This is a genomic window from Pseudodesulfovibrio hydrargyri (genome assembly GCF_001874525.1).
In the GTDB taxonomy this organism is placed as follows: domain Bacteria; phylum Desulfobacterota; class Desulfovibrionia; order Desulfovibrionales; family Desulfovibrionaceae; genus Pseudodesulfovibrio; species Pseudodesulfovibrio hydrargyri.
This window is the reverse complement of the sequence record NZ_LKAQ01000004.1, coordinates 1,373,395-1,392,894: the sequence shown is the minus strand read 5'-3', so window position 1 is coordinate 1,392,894 and position 19,500 is coordinate 1,373,395. Positions and strand designations below refer to the sequence as shown.

At 66.1% G+C, this 19,500-nt stretch carries 15 protein-coding genes and 1 riboswitch; of the genes, 6 read left to right on the top strand and 9 right to left on the bottom strand.

Translation table 11 applies throughout. The annotated features are described in order from the left end of the window. Positions 1-18: 18 nt before the first annotated feature. Together acs and BerOc1_RS10890 are read right to left on the bottom strand one after the other, a co-directional pair. Complete coding sequence (gene acs, locus BerOc1_RS10895) at positions 19-1,935, bottom strand: acetate--CoA ligase (RefSeq protein ID WP_071545731.1); 1,917 nt, start codon at positions 1,933-1,935, stop codon at positions 19-21. Between the two features lie 157 nt (positions 1,936-2,092). Next, complete coding sequence (locus BerOc1_RS10890) at positions 2,093-2,965, bottom strand: LytR/AlgR family response regulator transcription factor (protein WP_071545730.1); 873 nt, start codon at positions 2,963-2,965, stop codon at positions 2,093-2,095. A 168-nt stretch (positions 2,966-3,133) separates the two neighbouring features. Between BerOc1_RS10890 and BerOc1_RS10885 the strand changes: the two genes are divergently transcribed. Next, positions 3,134-4,495: a TAXI family TRAP transporter solute-binding subunit gene (locus tag BerOc1_RS10885; protein ID WP_071545729.1), complete on the top strand. Its 1,362-nt coding sequence runs from the start codon at positions 3,134-3,136 to the stop codon at positions 4,493-4,495. Positions 4,496-4,800: 305 nt separating this feature from the next. On the opposite strand, the gene gltA is transcribed toward BerOc1_RS10885, so the two are convergent. Beyond that, positions 4,801-6,216 carry an NADPH-dependent glutamate synthase gene (gltA, locus tag BerOc1_RS10880; protein WP_071545728.1) on the bottom strand — a complete coding sequence of 472 codons (1,416 nt, stop codon included), beginning with the start codon at positions 6,214-6,216 and terminating at the stop codon, positions 4,801-4,803. Continuing rightward, on the bottom strand, positions 6,203-7,054 hold the full coding sequence (locus BerOc1_RS10875) for a sulfide/dihydroorotate dehydrogenase-like FAD/NAD-binding protein (RefSeq protein ID WP_071545727.1): 852 nt from the start codon (positions 7,052-7,054) through the stop codon (positions 6,203-6,205). The genes gltA and BerOc1_RS10875 overlap by 14 nt, the downstream gene beginning before the upstream one ends. A gap of 143 nt (positions 7,055-7,197) precedes the next feature. Beyond that, positions 7,198-7,294, top strand: a riboswitch (cyclic di-GMP riboswitch). A gap of 55 nt (positions 7,295-7,349) precedes the next feature. On the opposite strand from BerOc1_RS10875, the gene BerOc1_RS10870 reads away from it, so the two are divergent. After that, on the top strand, positions 7,350-7,766 hold the full coding sequence (locus BerOc1_RS10870; protein WP_071545725.1) for a hypothetical protein: 417 nt from the start codon (positions 7,350-7,352) through the stop codon (positions 7,764-7,766). 48 nt (positions 7,767-7,814) lie between these two features. On the opposite strand, the gene BerOc1_RS10865 is transcribed toward BerOc1_RS10870, so the two are convergent. Both BerOc1_RS10865 and BerOc1_RS10860 read right to left on the bottom strand, forming a co-directional pair. Then, positions 7,815-9,236 (bottom strand): MFS transporter, encoded by a 1,422-nt coding sequence (locus BerOc1_RS10865; protein ID WP_071545723.1) that lies wholly within the window; start codon positions 9,234-9,236, stop codon positions 7,815-7,817. 148 nt (positions 9,237-9,384) lie between these two features. Continuing rightward, entirely contained in the window at positions 9,385-11,205 is a 1,821-nt protein-coding gene (locus BerOc1_RS10860) for a PocR ligand-binding domain-containing protein (protein ID WP_165610810.1), read from the bottom strand. 120 nt (positions 11,206-11,325) lie between these two features. Here BerOc1_RS10860 and recQ point away from each other — a divergent pair, with 120 nt between their 5' ends. The 3 genes from recQ to BerOc1_RS10845 all read left to right on the top strand — a co-directional run bounded on the left by recQ (position 11,326) and on the right by BerOc1_RS10845 (position 16,419). Continuing rightward, positions 11,326-13,542, top strand: coding sequence for a DNA helicase RecQ (recQ, locus tag BerOc1_RS10855; protein WP_071545721.1), 2,217 nt, complete (start codon positions 11,326-11,328; stop codon positions 13,540-13,542). 157 nt (positions 13,543-13,699) lie between these two features. After that, on the top strand, positions 13,700-16,195 hold the full coding sequence (locus BerOc1_RS10850; protein ID WP_071545720.1) for a heavy metal translocating P-type ATPase: 2,496 nt from the start codon (positions 13,700-13,702) through the stop codon (positions 16,193-16,195). 26 nt (positions 16,196-16,221) lie between these two features. Next, entirely contained in the window at positions 16,222-16,419 is a 198-nt protein-coding gene (locus BerOc1_RS10845; RefSeq protein WP_071545718.1) for a heavy-metal-associated domain-containing protein, read from the top strand. Here BerOc1_RS10845 and BerOc1_RS10840 read toward each other — a convergent pair. From BerOc1_RS10840 to mnmL, 3 genes are read right to left on the bottom strand one after another with little or no spacing between them, the layout of a single operon-like run. Beyond that, on the bottom strand, positions 16,416-16,700 hold the full coding sequence (locus BerOc1_RS10840) for a hypothetical protein (RefSeq protein ID WP_071545717.1): 285 nt from the start codon (positions 16,698-16,700) through the stop codon (positions 16,416-16,418). The two genes, BerOc1_RS10845 and BerOc1_RS10840, sit on opposite strands and share 4 nt — an antisense overlap. A gap of 17 nt (positions 16,701-16,717) precedes the next feature. Then, entirely contained in the window at positions 16,718-17,218 is a 501-nt protein-coding gene (locus BerOc1_RS10835) for a methylated-DNA--[protein]-cysteine S-methyltransferase (RefSeq protein ID WP_071545715.1), read from the bottom strand. Beyond that, positions 17,215-18,195, bottom strand: a complete 981-nt coding sequence (mnmL, locus tag BerOc1_RS10830) for a tRNA modification radical SAM protein MnmL/YtqA (protein WP_071545714.1) — start codon at positions 18,193-18,195, stop codon at positions 17,215-17,217. Before mnmL ends, BerOc1_RS10835 begins: the two co-directional genes overlap by 4 nt. A gap of 180 nt (positions 18,196-18,375) precedes the next feature. Here mnmL and BerOc1_RS10825 point away from each other — a divergent pair, with 180 nt between their 5' ends. Next, on the top strand, positions 18,376-19,419 hold the full coding sequence (locus BerOc1_RS10825; RefSeq protein WP_066799352.1) for a rod shape-determining protein: 1,044 nt from the start codon (positions 18,376-18,378) through the stop codon (positions 19,417-19,419). Positions 19,420-19,500: the final 81 nt, after the last annotated feature.

Genomic DNA, 19,500 nt, shown 5'->3' with positions numbered 1-19,500 from the left:
CCCGGCCGCCGGAGGCGCTTAATCGTCGTCCAGTCCGGTCAAGTCGCCTATTTCAAAACCATTTTCCTCGGCCTTGAGCACGCGGCGCATGAGTTTGCCGGACCGGGTTTTGGGCAGGGAATCGCGGAACTCGATGGACTTGATCACGGCCACGGGTCCGAGTTCGTTGCGGATGGTCTTTTTGAGGTCCTTGATCAGTTCGTCGCCCGGCTCGAAGCCGTCGTTGAGCATGACGAACGCCTTGGCGGCCTCGCCCTTGATCTGGTCGGGCACGCCGATGGCGGCGCATTCGCAGACCGCCGGGTGCACGCCGAAGGCGGCTTCGAGCTCGGCCGAGCCGATGCGGTGCCCGGCGATGTTGATGACGTCGTCGGCCCGGCCCTGGATCCAGATGTAGCCGTCCTCGTCCCTGCGGGCCACGTCGCCCGCGTAGTAGACGCCGGGGATTTGGGACCAGTACTCCTTGAAGCGGTCGTCGTCGTTCCACAGGCCGGTCATCATGGACGGCCAGGGCGCGGTGACCACGAGCAGGCCGCCCTTGCCGGGCGGCACAGGGTTGCCGTCGCGATCGACCACGTCCACCTCCACGCCGGGCAGGGCCTTGGTCACGGAGCCCGGCTTGAGCACGGAGATGGGCAGGGGCGAGATCATGAACATGCCGGTCTCGGTCTGCCACCAGGTGTCGAGCACCGGGCATTCGGACCGGCCGATGTTCTTGTACAGCCATATCCAGGCCTCGGGCGAGATGGGTTCGCCCACGGTGCCGAGCAGGCGCAGGGAGGACAGGTCGTGCTGCTTGGGGTACTGGGCGCCAAAGCGCATGAGCATGCGGATCATGGTCGGCGCGGTGTAGAAGATCGTCACCCCGTACTTGGCCACGATGGACCAGAGGCGGTCGGCCTGGGGGTAGTTGGGGTGGCCTTCGTACATGACCGAGGTGGTCCCGGCCATGAGCGGCCCGTAGATGCCCGCCGAGTGGCCGGTGACCCAGCCGGGATCGGCGGTGCACCAGAAGATGTCCGTGGGCTTGATGTCGAAGACCGTGGTCAGGGTGCGGTGCACGCCGACCATGTAGCCGCCGTGGGAGTGGACCACGCCCTTGGGCGTGCCCGTGGTCCCGGAAGTATAGAGCAGAAAGAGCGGGTCGTCCGCGTCCATGACCTCGGTGGGGGCCTCGTTGCGCTCCTGGCGGACCAGGTCCTCGTACTGGAAGTCCCGGCCGTCGACCATGTCCACGCCGATGTTGCAGCGCCGGACCACGACCATGGCCTCCACGCAGTCGGCGCATGCCCCGACCAACGCCTCGTCGGCGGTCTCCTTGAGGCTGATGATCCGGCCGTTGCGGTAGAACCCGTCGGACGTAATCAGCAGCTTGGCCTGGGCGTCGTTGATCCGCTTGCGCAGGGCCTTGGCCGAGAACCCGGCGAATACCACGGAATGGACCGCGCCGATCTTGGCCGCGGCGAGCATGGCTATGACCGTCTCGGGCAGGGGCGGCATGTAGATGACCACGCGGTCGCCCTTGCGGATGCCCAGGGAGCGCAAGGCGTTGGCGAAACGGTTGACCTCGCGGTAGAGCTCGAAATAGGTGTACTTGCGCTGGTCGCCCGGCTCCCCTTCCCAAATGAGCGCGAGCTTGTTCTTGTTGGCGGTCTCGATGTGGCGGTCGAGCGCATTGTAGACGATGTTGCAGCGCGCGCCCGGGAACCAGCGGTAGAACGGCGCGTCCTTGTCGTCCAGGACCTGGTCCCACTTCTTGAACCAGTCCAGCTCGTCGGCGGCCTCCTCCCAGTACCCGGTGGGGTCCATGGCCGCGAACTTGCGCGCTCCCTCCAGCTCCTGGGGATTGACGTTGGCTTCGATGACCAATTGCGGGAGCGGACGGAAGACCCGTTCCTCCTGCAGCAGATTGTCTATAGCGCCTGACTGGTCCATGTGCCCTCCTCGCAGAGTCAACCGGAATACCCGGTTTTGCGAGTCTCATTCATAGCATTTTCGTTCCGCAACTCCCGGCTTATTCGGCCAACGGCAGCAGCGGCGGGTTAAACGGTCGGACCGGCCGCAACGGCCCGGCCCGGGGCGATCCATCGGTTCACAGCCCGATGATCTTCTTCAGCTCGGCGATGCGCCGGCGGCTGATCGGCAGCTCGATCCGCGTGCGCCCGGCCGTGCGCAGCATGAAGTTCGAGCCGGGCATGGACGCTATCTCGGTGACCATGTCCAGGTTCACCAGATACTTGCGGTGCACGCGGAAGAAGCGGTGCGGCCCGAGCCGGTCCTCCAGGTTCTTGAGCCGATAGGAGGAAAGAAATTTCTGGTTGGCCGTGTGCACGTAGGAGTAGTCCTCGAAGGCCTCGACAAAGATTATCTGGTCGTAGGGGATGAGGATGGTCCGCCCGTCCTGGTTCACGGCCAGCTTGTCGATCTCGGGCCGCCGGTTGGAGGTCTGGTCCCAGGCGGCCTGCAGGGCGGCCAGGAACGAGTCCTGCTCCTCTTCGGGCAGGGGCAGCTTCACGGTCTGCTCAAAGCCCTCGCTCGGCTCGTCGTCCGGATCGTCCGGATACGGGGCCGGGGGCGGCACTTCGCGGAACCGGGTCTTGAAGGTCTGCAGACGGTCCATGGTCCGGGCCATGCGTCCGGGCGCGGGCGGCCAGAGCAGGTAGTCCGTGGCCCCCAGCTCGAAGGCGGCGTAGGCCTGGGACTCGGAATCGGAGATGAACACCAGGGCGGGCTTGTTTTTGCGCCCGGCGAGCATCTGGGCCATCTCGATGCCGCTCGCCCCGCCCGGCAGGTCCACTCCCACGAAGAACACCCCGTAGGGGATGGCCTCGAGCAGCTCCAGCGCCTCGAAGGCCGAGACCGCCTCGCCCAGGACCTGGACAAAGGGGACCTCCTCCAGCACGTCGCGCAGGGCCGTGCGGACCTCGGGGTCGGGATGGACAAGCAGGGTTTTCAGCTTGGGCATGGCGTATCCGGTCCGGGTTGCGTGGCGGAAAACTCCAACACTCCTCCATCCCTACCCATATTCCGCGCTCTGCGCAAGACGGACCCGGCAGACGGCCTGGTGACGATGTGCCGAAAATCGCATCCGCCGTCTTGCCCACGGCCCGGCTTTTATTTACATTCGGGCATCATGCAGAACCCCTATATAAAAAAGCTCGTCAAGTTCCTGCGCTCACACGTGCTCATGTCGTTCATCATATACGGCGCGGCCATCGGCGTGCTCGCCCTGGCCCTGTGGGTGACCTTCCAGTTCGTCAAGCCCCTGCCCCCGGGCAAGGTGGTCATGGCCACCGGCGGCGAGGGCGGCGCGTACTACGCCTTTGCCCAGGAATACGCCGAGTTCTTCAAGGAGCACGGCTTCGAGCTGGAGGTGCGCGCCTCCAAGGGGTCCATGGACAACCTGGCCATTGTCGGCGACCCGCAGTCCGGGGTGCAGGCCGCGTTCATGCAGGGCGGCATCACCACCCCTGAGGAGCACCCCGACCTGGAAAGCCTGGGCTCGCTGTATTTCGAACCGGTCTGGCTGTTCACCTCCAAACGGCTGCGCGTGAAGACCCTGGCCGACCTCAAGGGCCGCAAGGTCGCGGTCGGGGCCGAGGGCAGCGGGACCAGCCACATGGTCCTCCAGCTGCTTGCCGAGAACGGGATCACTCCGGAGACGGCCACCCTGCTGCCCGAAGGCACGGCCCAGGCCATCCCCGAACTGCTCGACCGCGCGATCGACGCCCTGTTCGTCATCGCCGGGGTCAACTCCGAGGCCGTGCGGACCTTGAGCGAGGCGCACAAGACCGTGAACCTGTATTCCTTCGACCGGGCGGAGACCTACGTGCGCACCCACCGGTTCCTGGAAAAGCTGACCCTGCCCCAGGGCGGCATCGACCTCATGCGCGACCTGCCCGCCCGCGACGTGACCCTGCTCGCGCCCACGGCCAACCTGGTGGTCCGCGACGACCTGCACCCGGCGCTCAAATACCTGTTCCTGCTCGCCGCGGCCAAGATCCACGGCAAGGGCGACATGTTCGCGGCCACCCACCAGTTCCCCAACGACCAGGCCGTGCTCTTCCCCCTGAGCGACGAGGCCAGGAACTTCTACAAATCCGGCCCCCCGTTCCTCATGCGCTACCTGCCCTTCCAGGTGGCCATCACCGTGGAACGGCTCAAGATCCTGCTCATCCCCCTGCTGACCCTGCTCTTCCCGCTGTTCAAGATCACCCCGCCCGCCTACCGCTGGCAGATCCGGCGGCGCATCTTCAAGTGGTACAAGCAGCTCAAGAAACTGGACATGCACGCCTACGACCTGACCGACCCGGCCGAGGCGCGCGCCATGCTCGAGGAACTCGAACGGATGGACCGCCTCGTGCTCGAGACCTCGGTCCCCCTGTCCTATACGGATTACATCTACTCCCTCAGGCTGCACATCCGCATGATCCGCCAACGGCTGGAAAAAATCGCCGGACACCCCATCCAGGACACCGGCCACCCGGCGGATTAGGGAAGAAGAATGCCTCCGGCGGCCAGAGGGGAAACTTTTGGAAAGGGTTCCCCTCTGGACTCCCCTTCAAAACTTTTTGTCTGCGCATCCGCGCGTGCGGAGGGTTGAGGGGAGGATGTGCCGAGGGGGCTCTCCTTTTTACGGTATCGTCGGGACGACAGGACACTTTACCTCGGCCGCCCACACCCCGCGAAGCGATATAAGAAGTTTAGGAGGGGAGTGGGGATGGGGGGCCGGAGGCCGGAGGCAAAAAAAGCCCCCGCGCGATGCGCGGGGGCTTTTTATTACATATGAAAGGGCCCTGGCTACAGGAGCCGTTTGGCGATTTCCTTGGCGGCGCGACGGCCCGCGCCCATGGCGGAGATGACCGTGGCCGCGCCGGTGACGATGTCGCCGCCCGCGAAGACGTTAGAGATGGAAGTCTCGCCGGTTTCGGGATCGGCCTCCACGTAGCCCCACTTGTTCAGTCCGAGGTCGGGAGTGGCCTCGAGCAGGATGGGGTTGGGCCGGGTGCCCACGGCGATGATGGCCATGTCGCAGGGAATCCGCTCGGTTTCGCCTTCCAGGCAGACCGGCGAGCAGCGGCCGGACTCGTCGGGTTCGCCAAGCGCCATCTTCTGGACGGTCATGGCCTCGAGCCGGCCCTGATCGTCGCCGTGGAAGGTCATCGGGCCGCACAGGCAGCGGATCTTGACGCCCTCCTCCACGGCATGCTCGATCTCCTCGCGGCGGGCGGGCATCTCGTCCTCGGAGCGCCGGTAGACGATGGAGACCTCTTCGGCCCCCATGCGCAGGGCGGTGCGCGCGGCGTCCATGGCCACGTTGCCCGCGCCCAGGACGACCACCCGCCGAGCCTTATAGGACGGGGTGTCGTAGTTGGGGAAGTCGTAGGCCCGGCCGAGGTTGACCCGGGTGAGGTACTCGTTGGCCGAGAACACGCCCACCAGGTTTTCGCCCGGCACGTTCAGGAAGCGCGGCAGCCCGGCGCCCACGCCGATGAACACGGCGTTGTAGTCCTGGTCGAACAGGTCCTGGATGGTGATGGTCTTGCCGCCCACCCAGTTGGTGTGGAAGGTCACACCGAGCCTGCGCAGGCCGTCCAGTTCGCTGGCGACCACGGACTTGGGCAGGCGGAACTCGGGGATGCCGTAGATGAGCACGCCGCCCGGCTCGTGCAGGGCCTCGAACACGTCCACCTTGATGCCGCGTCCGGCCAGGTAGCCGGCCACGGTCAGGGAAGACGGGCCGGAGCCGATGCAGGCGACCTTGAGGCCTTCGCGCTCCAGGGCGCAGGCGGCCAGGTCGGTGACCTCCTCGCAGGGGGACTTGGCGGCGTAGGTGTCGGCCACGTAGCGTTCCAGGCGGCCGATGGCCACGGGCTGGTGCTTCTTGCCGAGGATGCAGTTGCCTTCGCACTGGGTCTCCTGGGGGCAGACCCGGCCGCAGACCGCGGGCAGGGAGTTGGTCCTGCGGATGGCGTTGAACGCGCCCTCGAGGTCGTCGTCCACCAGGCAGGCGATGAACCAGCGGATGTCGATGTTCACCGGACAGCCGTCCTGGCAGGTGGGCTTCTTGCATTGCAGACACCGCCCGGCCTCGATCAGGGCCTGTTCGCGGGTGTAGCCCAGGGCCACTTCCTCGAAATTCCCGGCCCGGACCTGGGGGTCCTGGAGGGGCATGGGAGTGCGTTCGCCGATGATCTTCTTTTTATTCTCCGCCATGGCACCGACACTCCTTGCTGAACATTTCCGTTGATTCCGCCTCCTGCTCGGTGAACTGGCGCAGCCGGGCCTTGAGCTCGTCGAAATCGACCTTCTGGCCGTCGAACTCGGGCCCGTCCACGCAGGCGAACAGGGTCTTGCCGCCCACGGTGCAGCGGCACGCGCCGCACATGCCGATGCCGTCGACCATGATGGAGTTGAGCGATACCGTGGTCTTGGTGCCGAACGGCTTGGTCACGCGGCAGACGGCCTCCATCATGGGAACCGGGCCGATGGCGACCACTTCGGCCACGTCGTCCTCGGTCTCCAGGAGATCCTGCAGGACCTCGGTGACAAAGCCCTTGTGGCCTTCGGTGCCGTCGTCGGTGGCGATACGAACCTCGGGGCAGAGCGCGGAAAGTTCGGAGCAGAAAAGGAGCAGGTTCTTGGAACGCGCCCCGATGACGGCGATGACCCGGTTGCCCGCCTCCACATGGCCCTTGGCGATGTGGTGCATGGCCGCGATGCCGGTGCCGCCGCCAACGCAGACCACGGTGCCGGTCTTTTCGATATGCGTGGGCTTTCCGAGCGGGCCGCACACGTCCGCGAATCCGTCGCCTTCCTTCAGCGTGTTCATCTCGGCCGTGGTCTTGCCCACGACCAGATAAATAATGGTAATGGTACCATTTTTCGCGTCACAATCCGCGATGGTCAGGGGAATGCGTTCGCCGTGCTCGTTCACCCTGAGCATGACGAAGTTGCCGGGTTTGGCCTTTTGGGCGATCTGGGGCGCGTCGATGACCAGCATCGTGGTCTGCCCCGGGATCAGCTCTTCTTTCTTTAGAATTTTGTAACTCATGTACTCTCTCTTACGGTTAGAACAAGACCCCATTCCAGCGGGACCCCGACACTGATTCAGTGGCAAGGATTCTGCTAGTAGCGCCAAACACCCGGGGTTGTCAAAATCGTATTGAAGGATTATAGTATCTATAGACTGACCGAATACGGATTTGCCAACTCCCACGGAAGGGAGGCGGAAAACCACGGGTCCCTCTGGATTGAGCGTGACATGGGTCACAGGGACGGCCGGGCTGCCTTATGCAATGCCACGGCCTTTTTTTGTCGCAAAAAAAGGCCTGACATGGGAGACGAGCATGAGGATACCCTCGCAGGCTGCCGAACAATACCGCAAGACCGACTCCCTGGCCGAACGCCAAAAGGAGCGCAAGGCGGTACAACCCCAGGCCAGGACGACGACCACGTCGTTCGGCTTTCGCCTGGGCAAGTTCGGCGTGGACTACCGCGAGGAGACCACGGTCCTCGACCCCTCCCTGTCCCGTTCGGTGCGCGAACAGAACCGCCAGGCCCGCGCCTTCAGGTCCCAGGCCGAGGTGGAGGACCTGCGCGCCGAGGTCGGGGCCGACGGGGCGGTCTACCGCGAACGCCAGGCCCCGGGAACGGACGGCGACAGGCCCTCGGCCGGACGGATCAGGTCCGCCCTGGCCGCCTACGCCAAAGCCCAGGCGCAGATATTGCCGCCGCCCGGCAACATGCTGGCCGGCGTGGTCTAGACACGACGAGGCCGCCTTTTCGGGGCGGCCTTTTTTCATGATATTTTTTTATTCCCCGACGTCCGGGCCGCCTTTGGTCCCGGCCGCCTCCCTGCGCGTCTCCAGCCGCCCCTTGGCGGACATGAGCACGCCCAGCGCGCTGAACACGGTCAGGGCGATGAAGGCCAGCCGCATGGCCGTGATGAACACGCCCGCGTTGTCGTGGGTCAGGGCCACGGGTCCGATGACGACCGCGAACACGCCGCTGATGAAGACCAGGGAAACGGTCATGCCCGTGGTCCGCATGGCCGCGACCACGGCCGAGGCCACGCCGTAGTTCTCACGGTTCACCGCGCCCATGATGACGGCCATGTTGGCCGTGGCGAACATGGCCGTGCCCGCGCCGCACAGGGCCAGGATTCCGGCCGTGAACAGCAGGGACGGCGCCGCGCCCAGGAAGATGGCCGCGCCCAGCCCCACGGTGGCCAGCCCCATGCCCGCGGTGGCCACCAGGTGCGGCGACCAGCGCTCGCACCACTTGCCGCTGACGACCGAGAAGACGACCTGCATGACCGGCTGGACCATGAGGATGAACCCGGCATCGCCGGCGGTCATGCCCTGGGCCACCTGGAGGTACAGGGAGAGCAGGAAGGTGATCCCGTAGATGGCCGCGTAGCTGATGAACTGGGCGGCCGAGCCAAGGGAAAAGGCCGGGTTGCCGCTGAACAGGGTCAGGCTGAGCAGCGGGGCCTTGGCCCGCCCCTCCCAGAAGACGAAGCAGAGCAGGAAGAAGACGCCGCAGGCGAGCATGATCGCGCCGTACGCGCCGTCCAGGTGCGAGCCGCCCTGGGAGAGCAGGATCATGCCCAGCGCGATGAACAGCGCCCCGCCGAAGTCGAAGCGCACGCCTTTTGCCACCATCGGCTTGACCGGCAGGGTCTTCAAGGTCAGCAGAAAGCCCACGGCGCAGGGCAGGGCCCCGCCGTAGAATATCCAGCGCCAGCCGAAGTGGGTGACGATGAGCCCGCCGAGCCACGGCCCCACGGACAGGCCGAGGTAGACCCCGGCCGAGACGATGCCCATGGCCCGGGCCCGGCCCGGGCCGGGATAGAGGTCGGCGATGATGGCCAGGCCGGTGGAGACCATCATGGCCCCGCCGCCGCCCTGGAACACGCGCAGGATGATGAACTGGTTGATGGTGTGGCAGACCGGCAGGATCACGCTCATGACCGTGAACAGGGCCATGCCCGTGGCGAACGTGGCCCCGCGCCCGATCTTGTCGGACAGCCGGGTGACCGGAAAAAGGAGCATGGCCACGGCCGAGATGTAGCCCGACTCCACCAGCCCGAGCTGGGAGGCGCTGGCCCCGAACTCCCGGCCCAGGGCGGGCACGGCCACGGCCACGGCCGAGAGCATGAAGACCAGGGCGAACTGGGAGACGGCTATGGTGTACAGACCGGCGGTCCGGTCGTCGTGGGCGAATTGGAACATGTTCGCGGAATATCCCGAGGTTGCAGGGTGGCGTATGGAAACGGCGGCGCGGGGCTCGCGGCCCGGCGCACGTCCGACATCATGAAGGATAAACACCCCCAGGCCCCGAGGCAAGTGTTCCGAAGGCGGGTTTGCGGACGGCGGCCCCCTATCTCTCTCCGGACGCCGGAATCTCGATGACGAAGGTCGCGCCCCGGTCCGGCCCGGACTCCGCCCGCATGGTCCCGCCCAAAAGTTCGGTGACGATGAAGTAGGACACGGACATGCCCAGCCCGGTGCCCACGCCCGCCTTCTTGGTGGTGAAGAACGGCTCGAAGACCCGGCGGCGGACCTCCTCGCTCATGCCCGGCCCATTGTCCTCGATCTCCACCCGGATGGCTCCGTCCACACGGTGGCAGCGCAGGACGAAACGCGGCTCGCGGCCCGTCTCCTTCATGGCGAAGGTCATGGCCTGGGCCCCGTTGTTCAGGATATTGAAGAAGACCTGTTCCAGGCGGCTCGCGTCGCAGCGGACCGGAAACGGCCCTTCCCCGTATTCCCGGTCAAAGGCGATGTCCTTGAAATTGTAGCTGTGCTCCAGGTCGTGGCCGCTGCGGACCAGCTCCGCGGCCTTGTCCAGGATCCCGGCCACGTCCTCGTCGCGCGCCTCGCCGTCGGTCTTGCGCGAGAAGCCGAGCATGTTGGTGACCACCCGGCCCGCCCGCTCGCCGGACTCGATGACCGCGTCGAGCATGGCGTCCACGCCCCGGGCGCGCACGTAGTCCACGACCCGGTCCAGGTCCGTGCCGCACTCCTCGGCCGTGCGGCGGTTGCGGCGGCTCTCCTCCAGCAGACGCTTGCGCAGCAGCCGGGCGTTGCCCAGGATGGCCGCCAGGGGGTTGTTGATCTCGTGGGCCATGCCCGCGGCCAGCCCGCCCACGGAGACCATCTTCTCGGACTGGATCATCATCTCCTCGATGCGCACCTTCTCGGTGATGTCGTCCACCCGGACCACCGCACCCTTCACCCCGTTGGCCACCAGGGGGTAGACCGACACGTCGCGGTAGCGGCGCTCCCCGTCCACCTCGGAGGGCACCCGCTCGCGGATGGCCGGGGCCCCCTGGGCGATGGCCGAGGAGACCCGGCTCAACTCCATGCCCAGGTCTGGCATGACGTCGACCAGCAGCCGCCCCTCGACCTCGTTCTGCTCGTACCCGGTGGCCGCCACGGCGCGCATGTTCCAGTGGGTGATCCGACCCTCGGCGTCCACGCCGACCACCAGCGAGGGCATGGAGTCGATGATGTTGGACAGGTAGTTGCGCAGGGTCAGAACCTCCCTGTGGGCGGCCTGTATCTCGCGGATGTGGTCGGCCAGCATGAGATTCTGGTAGGCGATCCAGGACATCTGATTGGCCAGCAGGAAGAGCGCCCGGCCCACGGCCTTGAACCGCTCCAGGGGCATGACCGTGACCTCCTCGTAGGCGCGGATGAAATCCACCTCGTCGGCCCCGATCTCCCGGGCGTAGGCCAGGGCGTTCTCCTTGTCCACGTGCTCGTTGCGCACCTGGCCGACCAGCCAGTTGGCGATGTGGCGGCCGTCCACCGAGATGGACGCGCCCCCGTCCCACAGCCCGCTGCTCAGACACGGCTGGATGGTCGCGCCCCGGGGGTTCAACCGGCCGAGCACGGCATCGGAACGGCGGCAGTTGCACAGCCCCTTTTCGGTCTTGCGGATGATATTGCTGCACAACCGGCTGAAATTGCTCGGTTCGGTGATGGGCTCGCCGTCTGGTGTGGTGATGATGGAGGCCACGCCGGTGGCCGCCGCAAAGGCGTCCTGAATGGCCTGGATCTCGTCCAGTTCGAAGAGGTCGAGGAATCCGACCTCCGCAGGGGGCTGCGTACCGCCCAAGGCCGACAACTCGCTTTCGGCCCTGGCCAGTTCGCGGCGCAGACCGGCCACTTTCCGCTCCAGTTCGTCCTTGTTCACGGTTTCCCCCCTCGGATTGGAACAGCTATCCAGTTTGTCCATCAAATCCATACCCAAGTCAAATACCGGGAGCGTCAAGGCCATTGCCATCCCATCTCCTTTGCCCTACGCTGGCTCCCCATGTCCGTCTCAGGCGCAACACCGCGCGAAATCCTCTCCTCGGTATTCGGCTACCCCGAGTTCATCGGGCTGCAGGAATCGGTCATCGATCACGTCATGAGCGGCGGCGACTCGCTGGTGCTCATGCCCACGGGCGGGGGCAAGTCCCTGTGCTACCAGATTCCGGCCATGCTCCGGCCAGGCGTGGGCGTCTGCGTCTCCCCGCTCATCGCGCTCATGCAGGACCAGGTCCAGGGGCTGACCCAGATGGGCGTGCGCGCCGCCTGCCTGAACTCCGCCATGGACCCGCGCACGGCCTGCGACATCGAGCAGATGGCCCTGAACGGACAGCTCGACCTGCTCTACGTGGCCCCGGAGCGGCTCTGCCGACCCGGTTTCCTGGACCTGCTGGCCCGCTGCAACCCGGCCCTGTTCGCCATCGACGAAGCCCACTGCGTGTCCCAGTGGGGGCACGACTTCCGGCCGGAATACACCCAGCTGTCGATCATCCGCGAGCGCTTCCCGGACGTGCCGCGCCTGGCCCTGACCGCCACGGCGGACAAGCCCACCCAGGCGGACATCGTCAAGAACCTGCACCTGGAGAGCGCGCGGGTCTTCGCCACCGGGTTCGACCGGCCGAACATTACTTATACGGTAGTGCCCAAGAAGAACCCCACGCGCATGCTCAAGCGGTTCATCGACGAGAACCACCCCGGGGACGCGGGCATCGTCTACCGGCTAAGCCGCAAGAAGGTTGAACAGACCGCCGAATTCCTGCGCAAGAACGGGTACAACGCCCTGCCCTACCACGCCGGGCTGTCCGCGGGCGAACGGTTCGACAACCAGGAACGGTTCATGCGCGAGGAGGGGGTCATCATGGTCGCCACCGTGGCCTTCGGCATGGGCGTGGACAAGCCCAACGTGCGCTTCGTCTGCCACCTGGAACCGCCCAAGTCCCTGGAGGCCTACCACCAGGAGACGGGCCGCGCCGGACGCGACGGCCTGCCCGCCTCGGCCTGGATGTGCTACGGCATGCAGGACATCGCCATCCTGCGCTCCATGATCGACTCGGGCGAGGCCGTGGAGTCGCGCAAACGCATCGAGCACGCCAAGCTCGGCTCGCTGTTCGCCTTCCTGGAGACCGCGTCCTGCCGCCGCCAGGCGCTGCTGGCCTATTTCGGCGAGCACATCGAGCCGTGCGGCAACTGCGACAACTGCCTGAGCCCGGTGGATACGTACGACGGCTCGGTCATCGCCCAGAAGGCGTTGTCCAACATATTCCGCACCGAGCAGCGTTTCGGGGTCAACCACCTGGCCGGGGTCCTGACCGGCGCGAGCACGGACCAGATCGTCCGCTTCAACCACGACCGGGTGTCCACCTACGGCATCGGCAAGGACATGACCCAGGACGAGTGGAAATCGGTTTATCGCCAGCTTTTGGCCGCCGGGCTGTGCTCGGTGGATTTGGAGCGGTTCAACGCCCTGACCCTGAACGAGCGCTCCTGGCCCGTGCTCAAGGGCGAGATGCCGGTGCGGTTGCGCAAGGACCCGGCCCTGCCCAAGCGGGACAAAAAGAAGAAGCGCCGCGCCCCGGCCCTGGCCGAGGACATCCTGACCAACTGGGAGGCCGAGGCGCTGTTCGAGCGGCTGCGCGACCTGCGCCTGTCCCTGGCCGAGGCCCAGTCCGTGCCGCCGTACGCCATCTTCGCGGACAAGACCCTGCTCGAATTCGTGCGCTACCGCCCGCGCGACATGGAGGAGTTCGCCTGCATGAGCGGGGTGGGCGCGAGCAAGCTGGAGCGCTTCGGCGAGGCTTTCCTCGAGAGCCTCAAGGGGCACGAGGAGGAGCACGGCCGCCCGGACAACATCCCGGATATCCCCGAAGAGGTGCGCGAGGCCAAGAAACGGGAGGCCGACGCCAAGCCGGACTTCACGGCCACGGCCCAGACCACCCTGGACCTCTTCCTGGAGACCGGCGACGTGGACGGGGTGGCCGAGGCTCGCGGGCTCAAGCCCTCGTCCATCTGGCGGCACCTCATCCTGGCCGTGAACATGGGAAAGATAGACTACCGCCGCGTGGCCAACCTGCCGGACGAGGAGCGCGAACGGATCGAGGCCGCCCTGCGCGAGTACCGCTCCAAAGGCGTCACCGCCATGACCCCGGTCTTCGAGGCGCTCGGCGGGGCGCACCCCTACGACCTGATCCGCCTGGTGGCCGCCGGGCTGGACCGGGGCTGACCGCACCGGCCGGATCCGCCCCGGCGGCGGAACACATCCGAAAAGGGCCATGGCCGCCATAGAGGCCGTCCTGTCCCGATAAATATACCCCCCCACCCCCTTGCCAAAGCGGCCGCAAGTGTCCATATTGGAACCACAATTGAAAAGGGTTATCAATATGAAAAAAGTCACGGCACAGGTAAAGGGAATGCATTGCGCGTCCTGTTCGGCGCGCATCGAGAAGGTGGTCGGCAACATGGACGGCGTGGACGACGTGTCCGTGAACCTGGCCGCCGAAACCATGGCCCTGTCCTTTGACCCGGACGCCGTGTCCGCCGACGAGGTGGGCAAAAAGATAAAGGGCCTCGGGTTCGAGGCCGAGTTCGACGAGCCGCAGGAACCGGTGGCGGGCGGCCTGTCCGCCCTGGACCTGGACATAGGCGGCATGCACTGCGCCTCCTGCTCCTCGCGCATCGAGCGCGTGGTCGGCAAGATGAACGGCGTGGACACGGCCTCGGTCAACCTGGCCGCCGAGACCGGCAAGTTCGTCTTCGATCCCTCCCTGGTCTCGCGGCGCGAGATCCGCGACGCCATCGCGAACGCGGGCTTCACCTCCGAGGTGCGTTCCGAAGAGGGCGATCTTTTCGAGAAGCGCCGCAAGGAGGCGGAAGACCGCCTGGCCGCCCAGAAACGGGCGCTCATCCCGGCCTTCTGCTTCGCCCTGCCCCTGCTCATCCTGTCCATGGGCCACATGTGGGGCATGCCCCTGCCCGCCTTCCTCGACCCGGCGCACTCCCCGGCGACCTTTGCCGTGGTCCAGCTGCTGCTGACCCTGCCCGTGGTCTGGTCGGGCCGCAATTTCTATCTCCACGGCGTGCCCGCGCTCCTGCGCGGCGGACCGGACATGGACTCCCTGGTGGCCATGGGCACGGGCGCGGCCTTCCTCTATTCCCTGTGGAACACCCTGGCCCTGCTCTTCGGCCTGGGCGATCCGCACGTCCTGGCCATGGACCTCTACTACGAATCCGCAGCCGTGCTCATCGCCATGATCTCGCTGGGCAAGTATTTCGAGGCCCGCAGCAAGCTCAAGACCTCGGACGCCATCCGGGCGCTCATGCAGCTCGCCCCGGACACGGCCACCCTGCTCAAGGACGGCGAGCAGGTGGACATCGCCGTGGCCGAGGTGGAGCCGGGCGACCTGTTGCTGATCAAGCCCGGCGAACGCATCCCGGTGGACGGCACCGTGACCGACGGGCGCTCCTCGGTGGACGAGTCCATGCTCACCGGCGAGCCCATGCCCGTGGGCAAACAGGTGGGCGACCCGGTGGCGGGCGGCACCCTGAACAGTTCGGGCGCGCTGACCATGCGCGCCGACCGCGTGGGCAACGACACCATGCTGGCCCGGATCGTCAAGCTGGTCCAGGAGGCCCAGGGGTCCAAGGCCCCCATCGCCAACCTGGCCGACCGCATCAGCTTTTATTTCGTGCCCACGGTCATGCTCATCGCGCTCATCGCCGGGCTGGCCTGGTACTTCATCGGCCAGGCGGGCTTCCCATTCTCCCTGCGCATCTTCGTGGCCGTCATGGTCATCGCCTGCCCCTGCGCCATGGGGCTGGCCACGCCCGTGTCCATCATGGTCTCGGCCGGACGCGGCGCGCAGCTCGGCGTGCTGATCAAGTCGGGCCGGGCCCTGCAGGAGGCGGGCAGCCTGGACACCGTGGTCTTCGACAAGACCGGCACCCTGACCCACGGCCGACCCGAGGTGGCGGCCATCACCATGGTCCGGGGCACCATGGCCCAGACCGAGGCCGTCTACCTGGCCGCCTCGGCCGAGAGCCAGTCCGAACACCCCCTGGCCCAGGCCGTGGTCCGCCACGCCAAGGAAAAGGGCCTCGACTACCCTGCGCCCGACGAGTTCGAGGCCATCCTGGGCAAGGGCATCAAGGCCAAGGTGGGCTACCGCGAGGTCATGATCGGCAACTGGGCGTTCATGCGGGAACACGGGCTCGGTTTCGGCGACGACGGTTTTGCCGAGGAGGCCGTGGGCCACTACGAGCGGCAGGGCGCGACCGTGGTCTACTTCGCCTCGGACAACAAGCTCAACGCCCTGTTCGCCATCGCCGACGAGATGCGCGAGGAGACCCCCGAGGTGGTCGCCGCCCTGAAGAAGGGAGGGCTCACCCCGGTCATGCTCACCGGCGACAATGAGACCAACGCCCGGGTCATCGCCGGGCGCGCGGGCATCGACGAGGTTATTGCCGGGGTCCTGCCCGACCGCAAGGCCGAGGAGGTGGACCGTCTCCAGACCGAGGGCCGCAAGGTGGCCATGGTCGGCGACGGCATCAACGACGCCCCGGCCCTGGCCAAGGCGGACATCGGCATCGCCATGGGCTCGGGCATCGACGTGGCCGTGGAATCCGGCGACGTGGTCCTGATGCACTCGGACCTGCACGCCATCCTGACCGCGCTCAACCTGTCCCGGGCGACCCTGCGCAACATCAAGCAGAACCTGTTCTGGGCGTTCGCCTTCAACGTCATCGGCATCCCGGTGGCCGCGGGCGTGCTGCACGTCTTCGGCGGCCCCACCCTGAACCCGATGATCGCGGGCACGGCCATGGCCATGAGTTCGGTGACGGTCGTGTCCAACGCCCTCAGACTGCGCTTTTTCAAGTGATAAACCCGATAAACAAGGAGTCCATCATGACAACGGTAAAAGTCAAAGGCATGTCCTGCCAGCACTGCGTCAAATCCGTGACCGAGACCATGGAAAAACTGGGGGCCAAGGACGTGTCCGTCGACCTCCTGACCGGCGACGTCAAATTCGAGGAACCCGCGCCCATCGACAAGAAGGCCATCAAGGAAGCCATCGACCAGATCGGTTTCGAGTACGTGGACTAGGGCTCGCCTCTCAGCCAGAGGGGCCTGCGCGAGTCCGACCAGTTGACGGCCCAGGCCCCCAATGCACCTACTGCCAGTGCGAAAAGGAGCATCCAATCCGAGGCGAGATCACGGCCCAGATACAGACCGACGAGAAAAAAACCGAAGGCAATGCCCTTCACCCGCCGCTTGACTGCGTATACGGCACCGCAACCGGCGCAGACGCTTGCCCCGGCCGGAATCGGGGTAGAGCAAAACGGACACTCGGCATTCTCTGGCAATGGAAAATACTCGTAGTTCATAGCAGTCTCCTGGGCACTCATTCCAAACCGGGCAACAGGCCCTGTTCCGCGCCTTCCAGGCGGAGCAGGGCTTTTTTCATGGCGATGCCGCCCGAGGCGGAGAAGCCGGTCATGGCGCCGCCTGAGCCGACCACTCGATGGCAGGGATAGAGGATGGGGAACGGGTTCGCGCCCATGGCCCGGCCCACGGCCTGCGCGCCCTTGGGGCGGCCGAGGAGCGCGGCCATCTGGCCGTAGGTCCGGGTGGTGCCCGGCGGGATGCGGCGCAATTCCTCGATGGCGGCCTTTTGAAATTCGCTCATGCCCGAAAAGTCGAACGGCAGGTCCGGCCAGTCCGGGGCCTGGCGGGCCTCGTAGCGCAGCAGGGCCGCCTTGAGCTCCATGGCGGCTGCGGACAGGGGGGCGTCCTCGCGCACGTCCTCGGCCCAGGCCGTCCCGATATGGCGGACCAGACCGTCCCGCCAATCCAGACGCAGGCCGAATCGGCCGCCGCGCACCCATTCGCTGGATGTGGTCATAGCCCCTCCCCGGCGGCTGTGCCGAACCACTCGGGCGGGCCGTCTTCCGCGCCGTTCAGTTTGCCCTGCCAGATGTCGTGCCTTTCGAAATGGCCGATGACCGCGTTGTGCACCCGGCGCAGGTTGCCCGCCCAGGCCGGGGCGACCAGTTCGCCCTGGGCCGGGTTGCCGTTCAGACGGTGGATGACAACGCGCGGATCCAGGCGCATGATCGCCTCGCCCAGCCAGTGCAGGTACTCCTCCTGCGTGGGCGGAACGTAGCCCCCCTGGTCGAACCAGCGGGCCAGGCGCGTGCCCCGGCAGACGAAGACGTTGTGGAACTTGATGCCGCCCACCGGGAGCGCGCCCACGAAGGCCACGGTGTCGAGCAGTTCGTCAAGCCCCTCGCGGCCGTCCGGCGCGGGCAGCCCGGCCATGACGTGGGCCACCACGGTCAGGCCGCGTTCGGCGGCGGCATGCGCGGCCTCGGCGAACGCGGCGGCGGTATGGCCCCGGTTGATGTGTTTGAGCGTGACGTCGTTGGCCGATTGCAGGCCGAGTTCCAGATAGACCTCGGCCAGGCCGAGCCGCTCCCTGCTCTCGGCGAGCAGATCGAGCTTTTCCCGGTCCAGGCAGTCGGGCCGGGTGCCCAGCGCCAGGCAGGTCAGGCCGGGCAGACCGGCGAGCGCGGCCAGGGCGGCGGCCAGCTTCGCGGCCGGGCCGTGGGTGTTGGAATAGGATTGGAGATAGGCGGTGAACCGGGACAGGCCGTGTTTCTTCACGTGAATGTCACGCCAGAAATCCCATTGTTCCCGTATGGATAGTCCCCGGCCGAGCATGCCCGACCCAGACCCCTGCGGGTTGCAGAACACGCACCCCTCGCGCGACAGGGTCCCGTCCCGGTTCGGGCAGGAAAAACCGGCGTCCAGGGGGATCTTCTGGACCCGTTCGCCGAACCGTCGGCGGAGATGGGCGGACAGCCGATGGAAACGAACCATGATTTTTTTTAGAAAAACTCGAGAAAAAAATGGCAAACCAGTGCTGGCCTGTTGCTAGACCCGATTTCATTTGGTACGAATCTGCAGTTCATATTGTACGCTAGCGCACTTCCCGCCCATTGGAAAGCGCGTTTCACGCATAGGTTTCTGACACAGTTTCGAATTTCGAACGGGGGGTACATGGGTAACCTGCTCAACAGAATCATCGGTTCCTTTTCCAACGACCTGGCCATCGACCTGGGCACGGCCAACACCCTGGTCTATGTCAAGGGCAAGGGCGTCATGCTCTCGGAGCCGTCGGTGGTGGCGGTCAAAAAGGATTCCAGGGGCGGCAAGACCGTCCTGGCGGTGGGCGCCGAGGCCAAGAAGATGCTCGGCCGCACGCCCGGCAACATCGTGGCCATCCGGCCCATGAAGGACGGCGTCATCGCCGACTTCGAGGTCACCGAGGCCATGCTCCGCCACTTCATTTCCAAGGTCCACAACTCGCGCAGACTGGTCCGTCCCCGGATCATGATCTGCGTGCCCACGGGCATCACCCAGGTGGAGAAGCGGGCGGTCAAGGAATCGGCGCAGAGCGCCGGTGCCCGCGAGGTCTACCTGATCGAGGAGCCCATGGCCGCGGCCATCGGCGCGAACCTGCCGATCACCGAACCGACCTCGAACATGATCGTGGACATCGGCGGCGGCACCACCGAGATCGCCGTCATCTCCCTGTCCGGCATCGTCTACGCCCGAAGCGTGCGCATCGGCGGCGACAAGATGGACGAGGCGATCATGCAGCACGTCAAGCGCAAGTACAACATGCTCATCGGCGAATCCACGGCCGAGCAGATCAAGATCCACATCGGGTCCGCCTATCCGCTCGGGGACGAGGAGCCGATCATGGAGGTCAAGGGCCGCGACCTGGTCACCGGCATCCCGCAGAACCGCCCCATCACCGCCGAGGAGGTCCGCGAGGCCATCTCCGAGCAGGTGGAGGGCATCGTCCAGGGCGTGCGCATCGCGCTGGAGCAGACCCCGCCCGAACTGGCGGCGGACATCGTGGACCGGGGCATCGTCCTGACCGGCGGCGGCGCGCTGCTCAAGGGGCTCGACCAGCTGCTGCAGCACGAGACCCAGCTGCCCATCACGGTGGTGGAGGACCCGCTCACCGCGGTCGTCCTCGGCTCGGGCAAGGCGCTCGACAATATCGACCTGTACAAGGACATCACCACCGACTAACGGACGATATGGCCATACACCGTCTATCCGAAAGCGCACGATTGCCCGAAGCCGCAATTGTGCGCTTTCATAAGTCCGCGG

Excerpts from the sequence above, each read along its gene's own strand:
- BerOc1_RS10870 (WP_071545725.1), top strand. The coding sequence starts at position 7,350 with ATGAGGATACCCTCGCAGGCTGCCGAACAATACCGCAAGACCGACTCC.
- BerOc1_RS10865 (WP_071545723.1), bottom strand. The coding sequence starts at position 9,236 with ATGTTCCAATTCGCCCACGACGACCGGACCGCCGGTCTGTACACCATA.
- BerOc1_RS10875 (WP_071545727.1), bottom strand. The coding sequence starts at position 7,054 with ATGAGTTACAAAATTCTAAAGAAAGAAGAGCTGATCCCGGGGCAGACC.
- recQ (WP_071545721.1), top strand. The coding sequence starts at position 11,326 with ATGTCCGTCTCAGGCGCAACACCGCGCGAAATCCTCTCCTCGGTATTC.
- BerOc1_RS10840 (WP_071545717.1), bottom strand. The coding sequence starts at position 16,700 with ATGAACTACGAGTATTTTCCATTGCCAGAGAATGCCGAGTGTCCGTTT.
- BerOc1_RS10835 (WP_071545715.1), bottom strand. The coding sequence starts at position 17,218 with ATGACCACATCCAGCGAATGGGTGCGCGGCGGCCGATTCGGCCTGCGT.
- BerOc1_RS10890 (WP_071545730.1), bottom strand. The coding sequence starts at position 2,965 with ATGCCCAAGCTGAAAACCCTGCTTGTCCATCCCGACCCCGAGGTCCGC.
- BerOc1_RS10885 (WP_071545729.1), top strand. The coding sequence starts at position 3,134 with ATGCAGAACCCCTATATAAAAAAGCTCGTCAAGTTCCTGCGCTCACAC.
- mnmL (WP_071545714.1), bottom strand. The coding sequence starts at position 18,195 with ATGGTTCGTTTCCATCGGCTGTCCGCCCATCTCCGCCGACGGTTCGGC.
- BerOc1_RS10825 (WP_066799352.1), top strand. The coding sequence starts at position 18,376 with ATGGGTAACCTGCTCAACAGAATCATCGGTTCCTTTTCCAACGACCTG.
- gltA (WP_071545728.1), bottom strand. The coding sequence starts at position 6,216 with ATGGCGGAGAATAAAAAGAAGATCATCGGCGAACGCACTCCCATGCCC.
- acs (WP_071545731.1), bottom strand. The coding sequence starts at position 1,935 with ATGGACCAGTCAGGCGCTATAGACAATCTGCTGCAGGAGGAACGGGTC.
- BerOc1_RS10850 (WP_071545720.1), top strand. The coding sequence starts at position 13,700 with ATGAAAAAAGTCACGGCACAGGTAAAGGGAATGCATTGCGCGTCCTGT.
- BerOc1_RS10845 (WP_071545718.1), top strand. The coding sequence starts at position 16,222 with ATGACAACGGTAAAAGTCAAAGGCATGTCCTGCCAGCACTGCGTCAAA.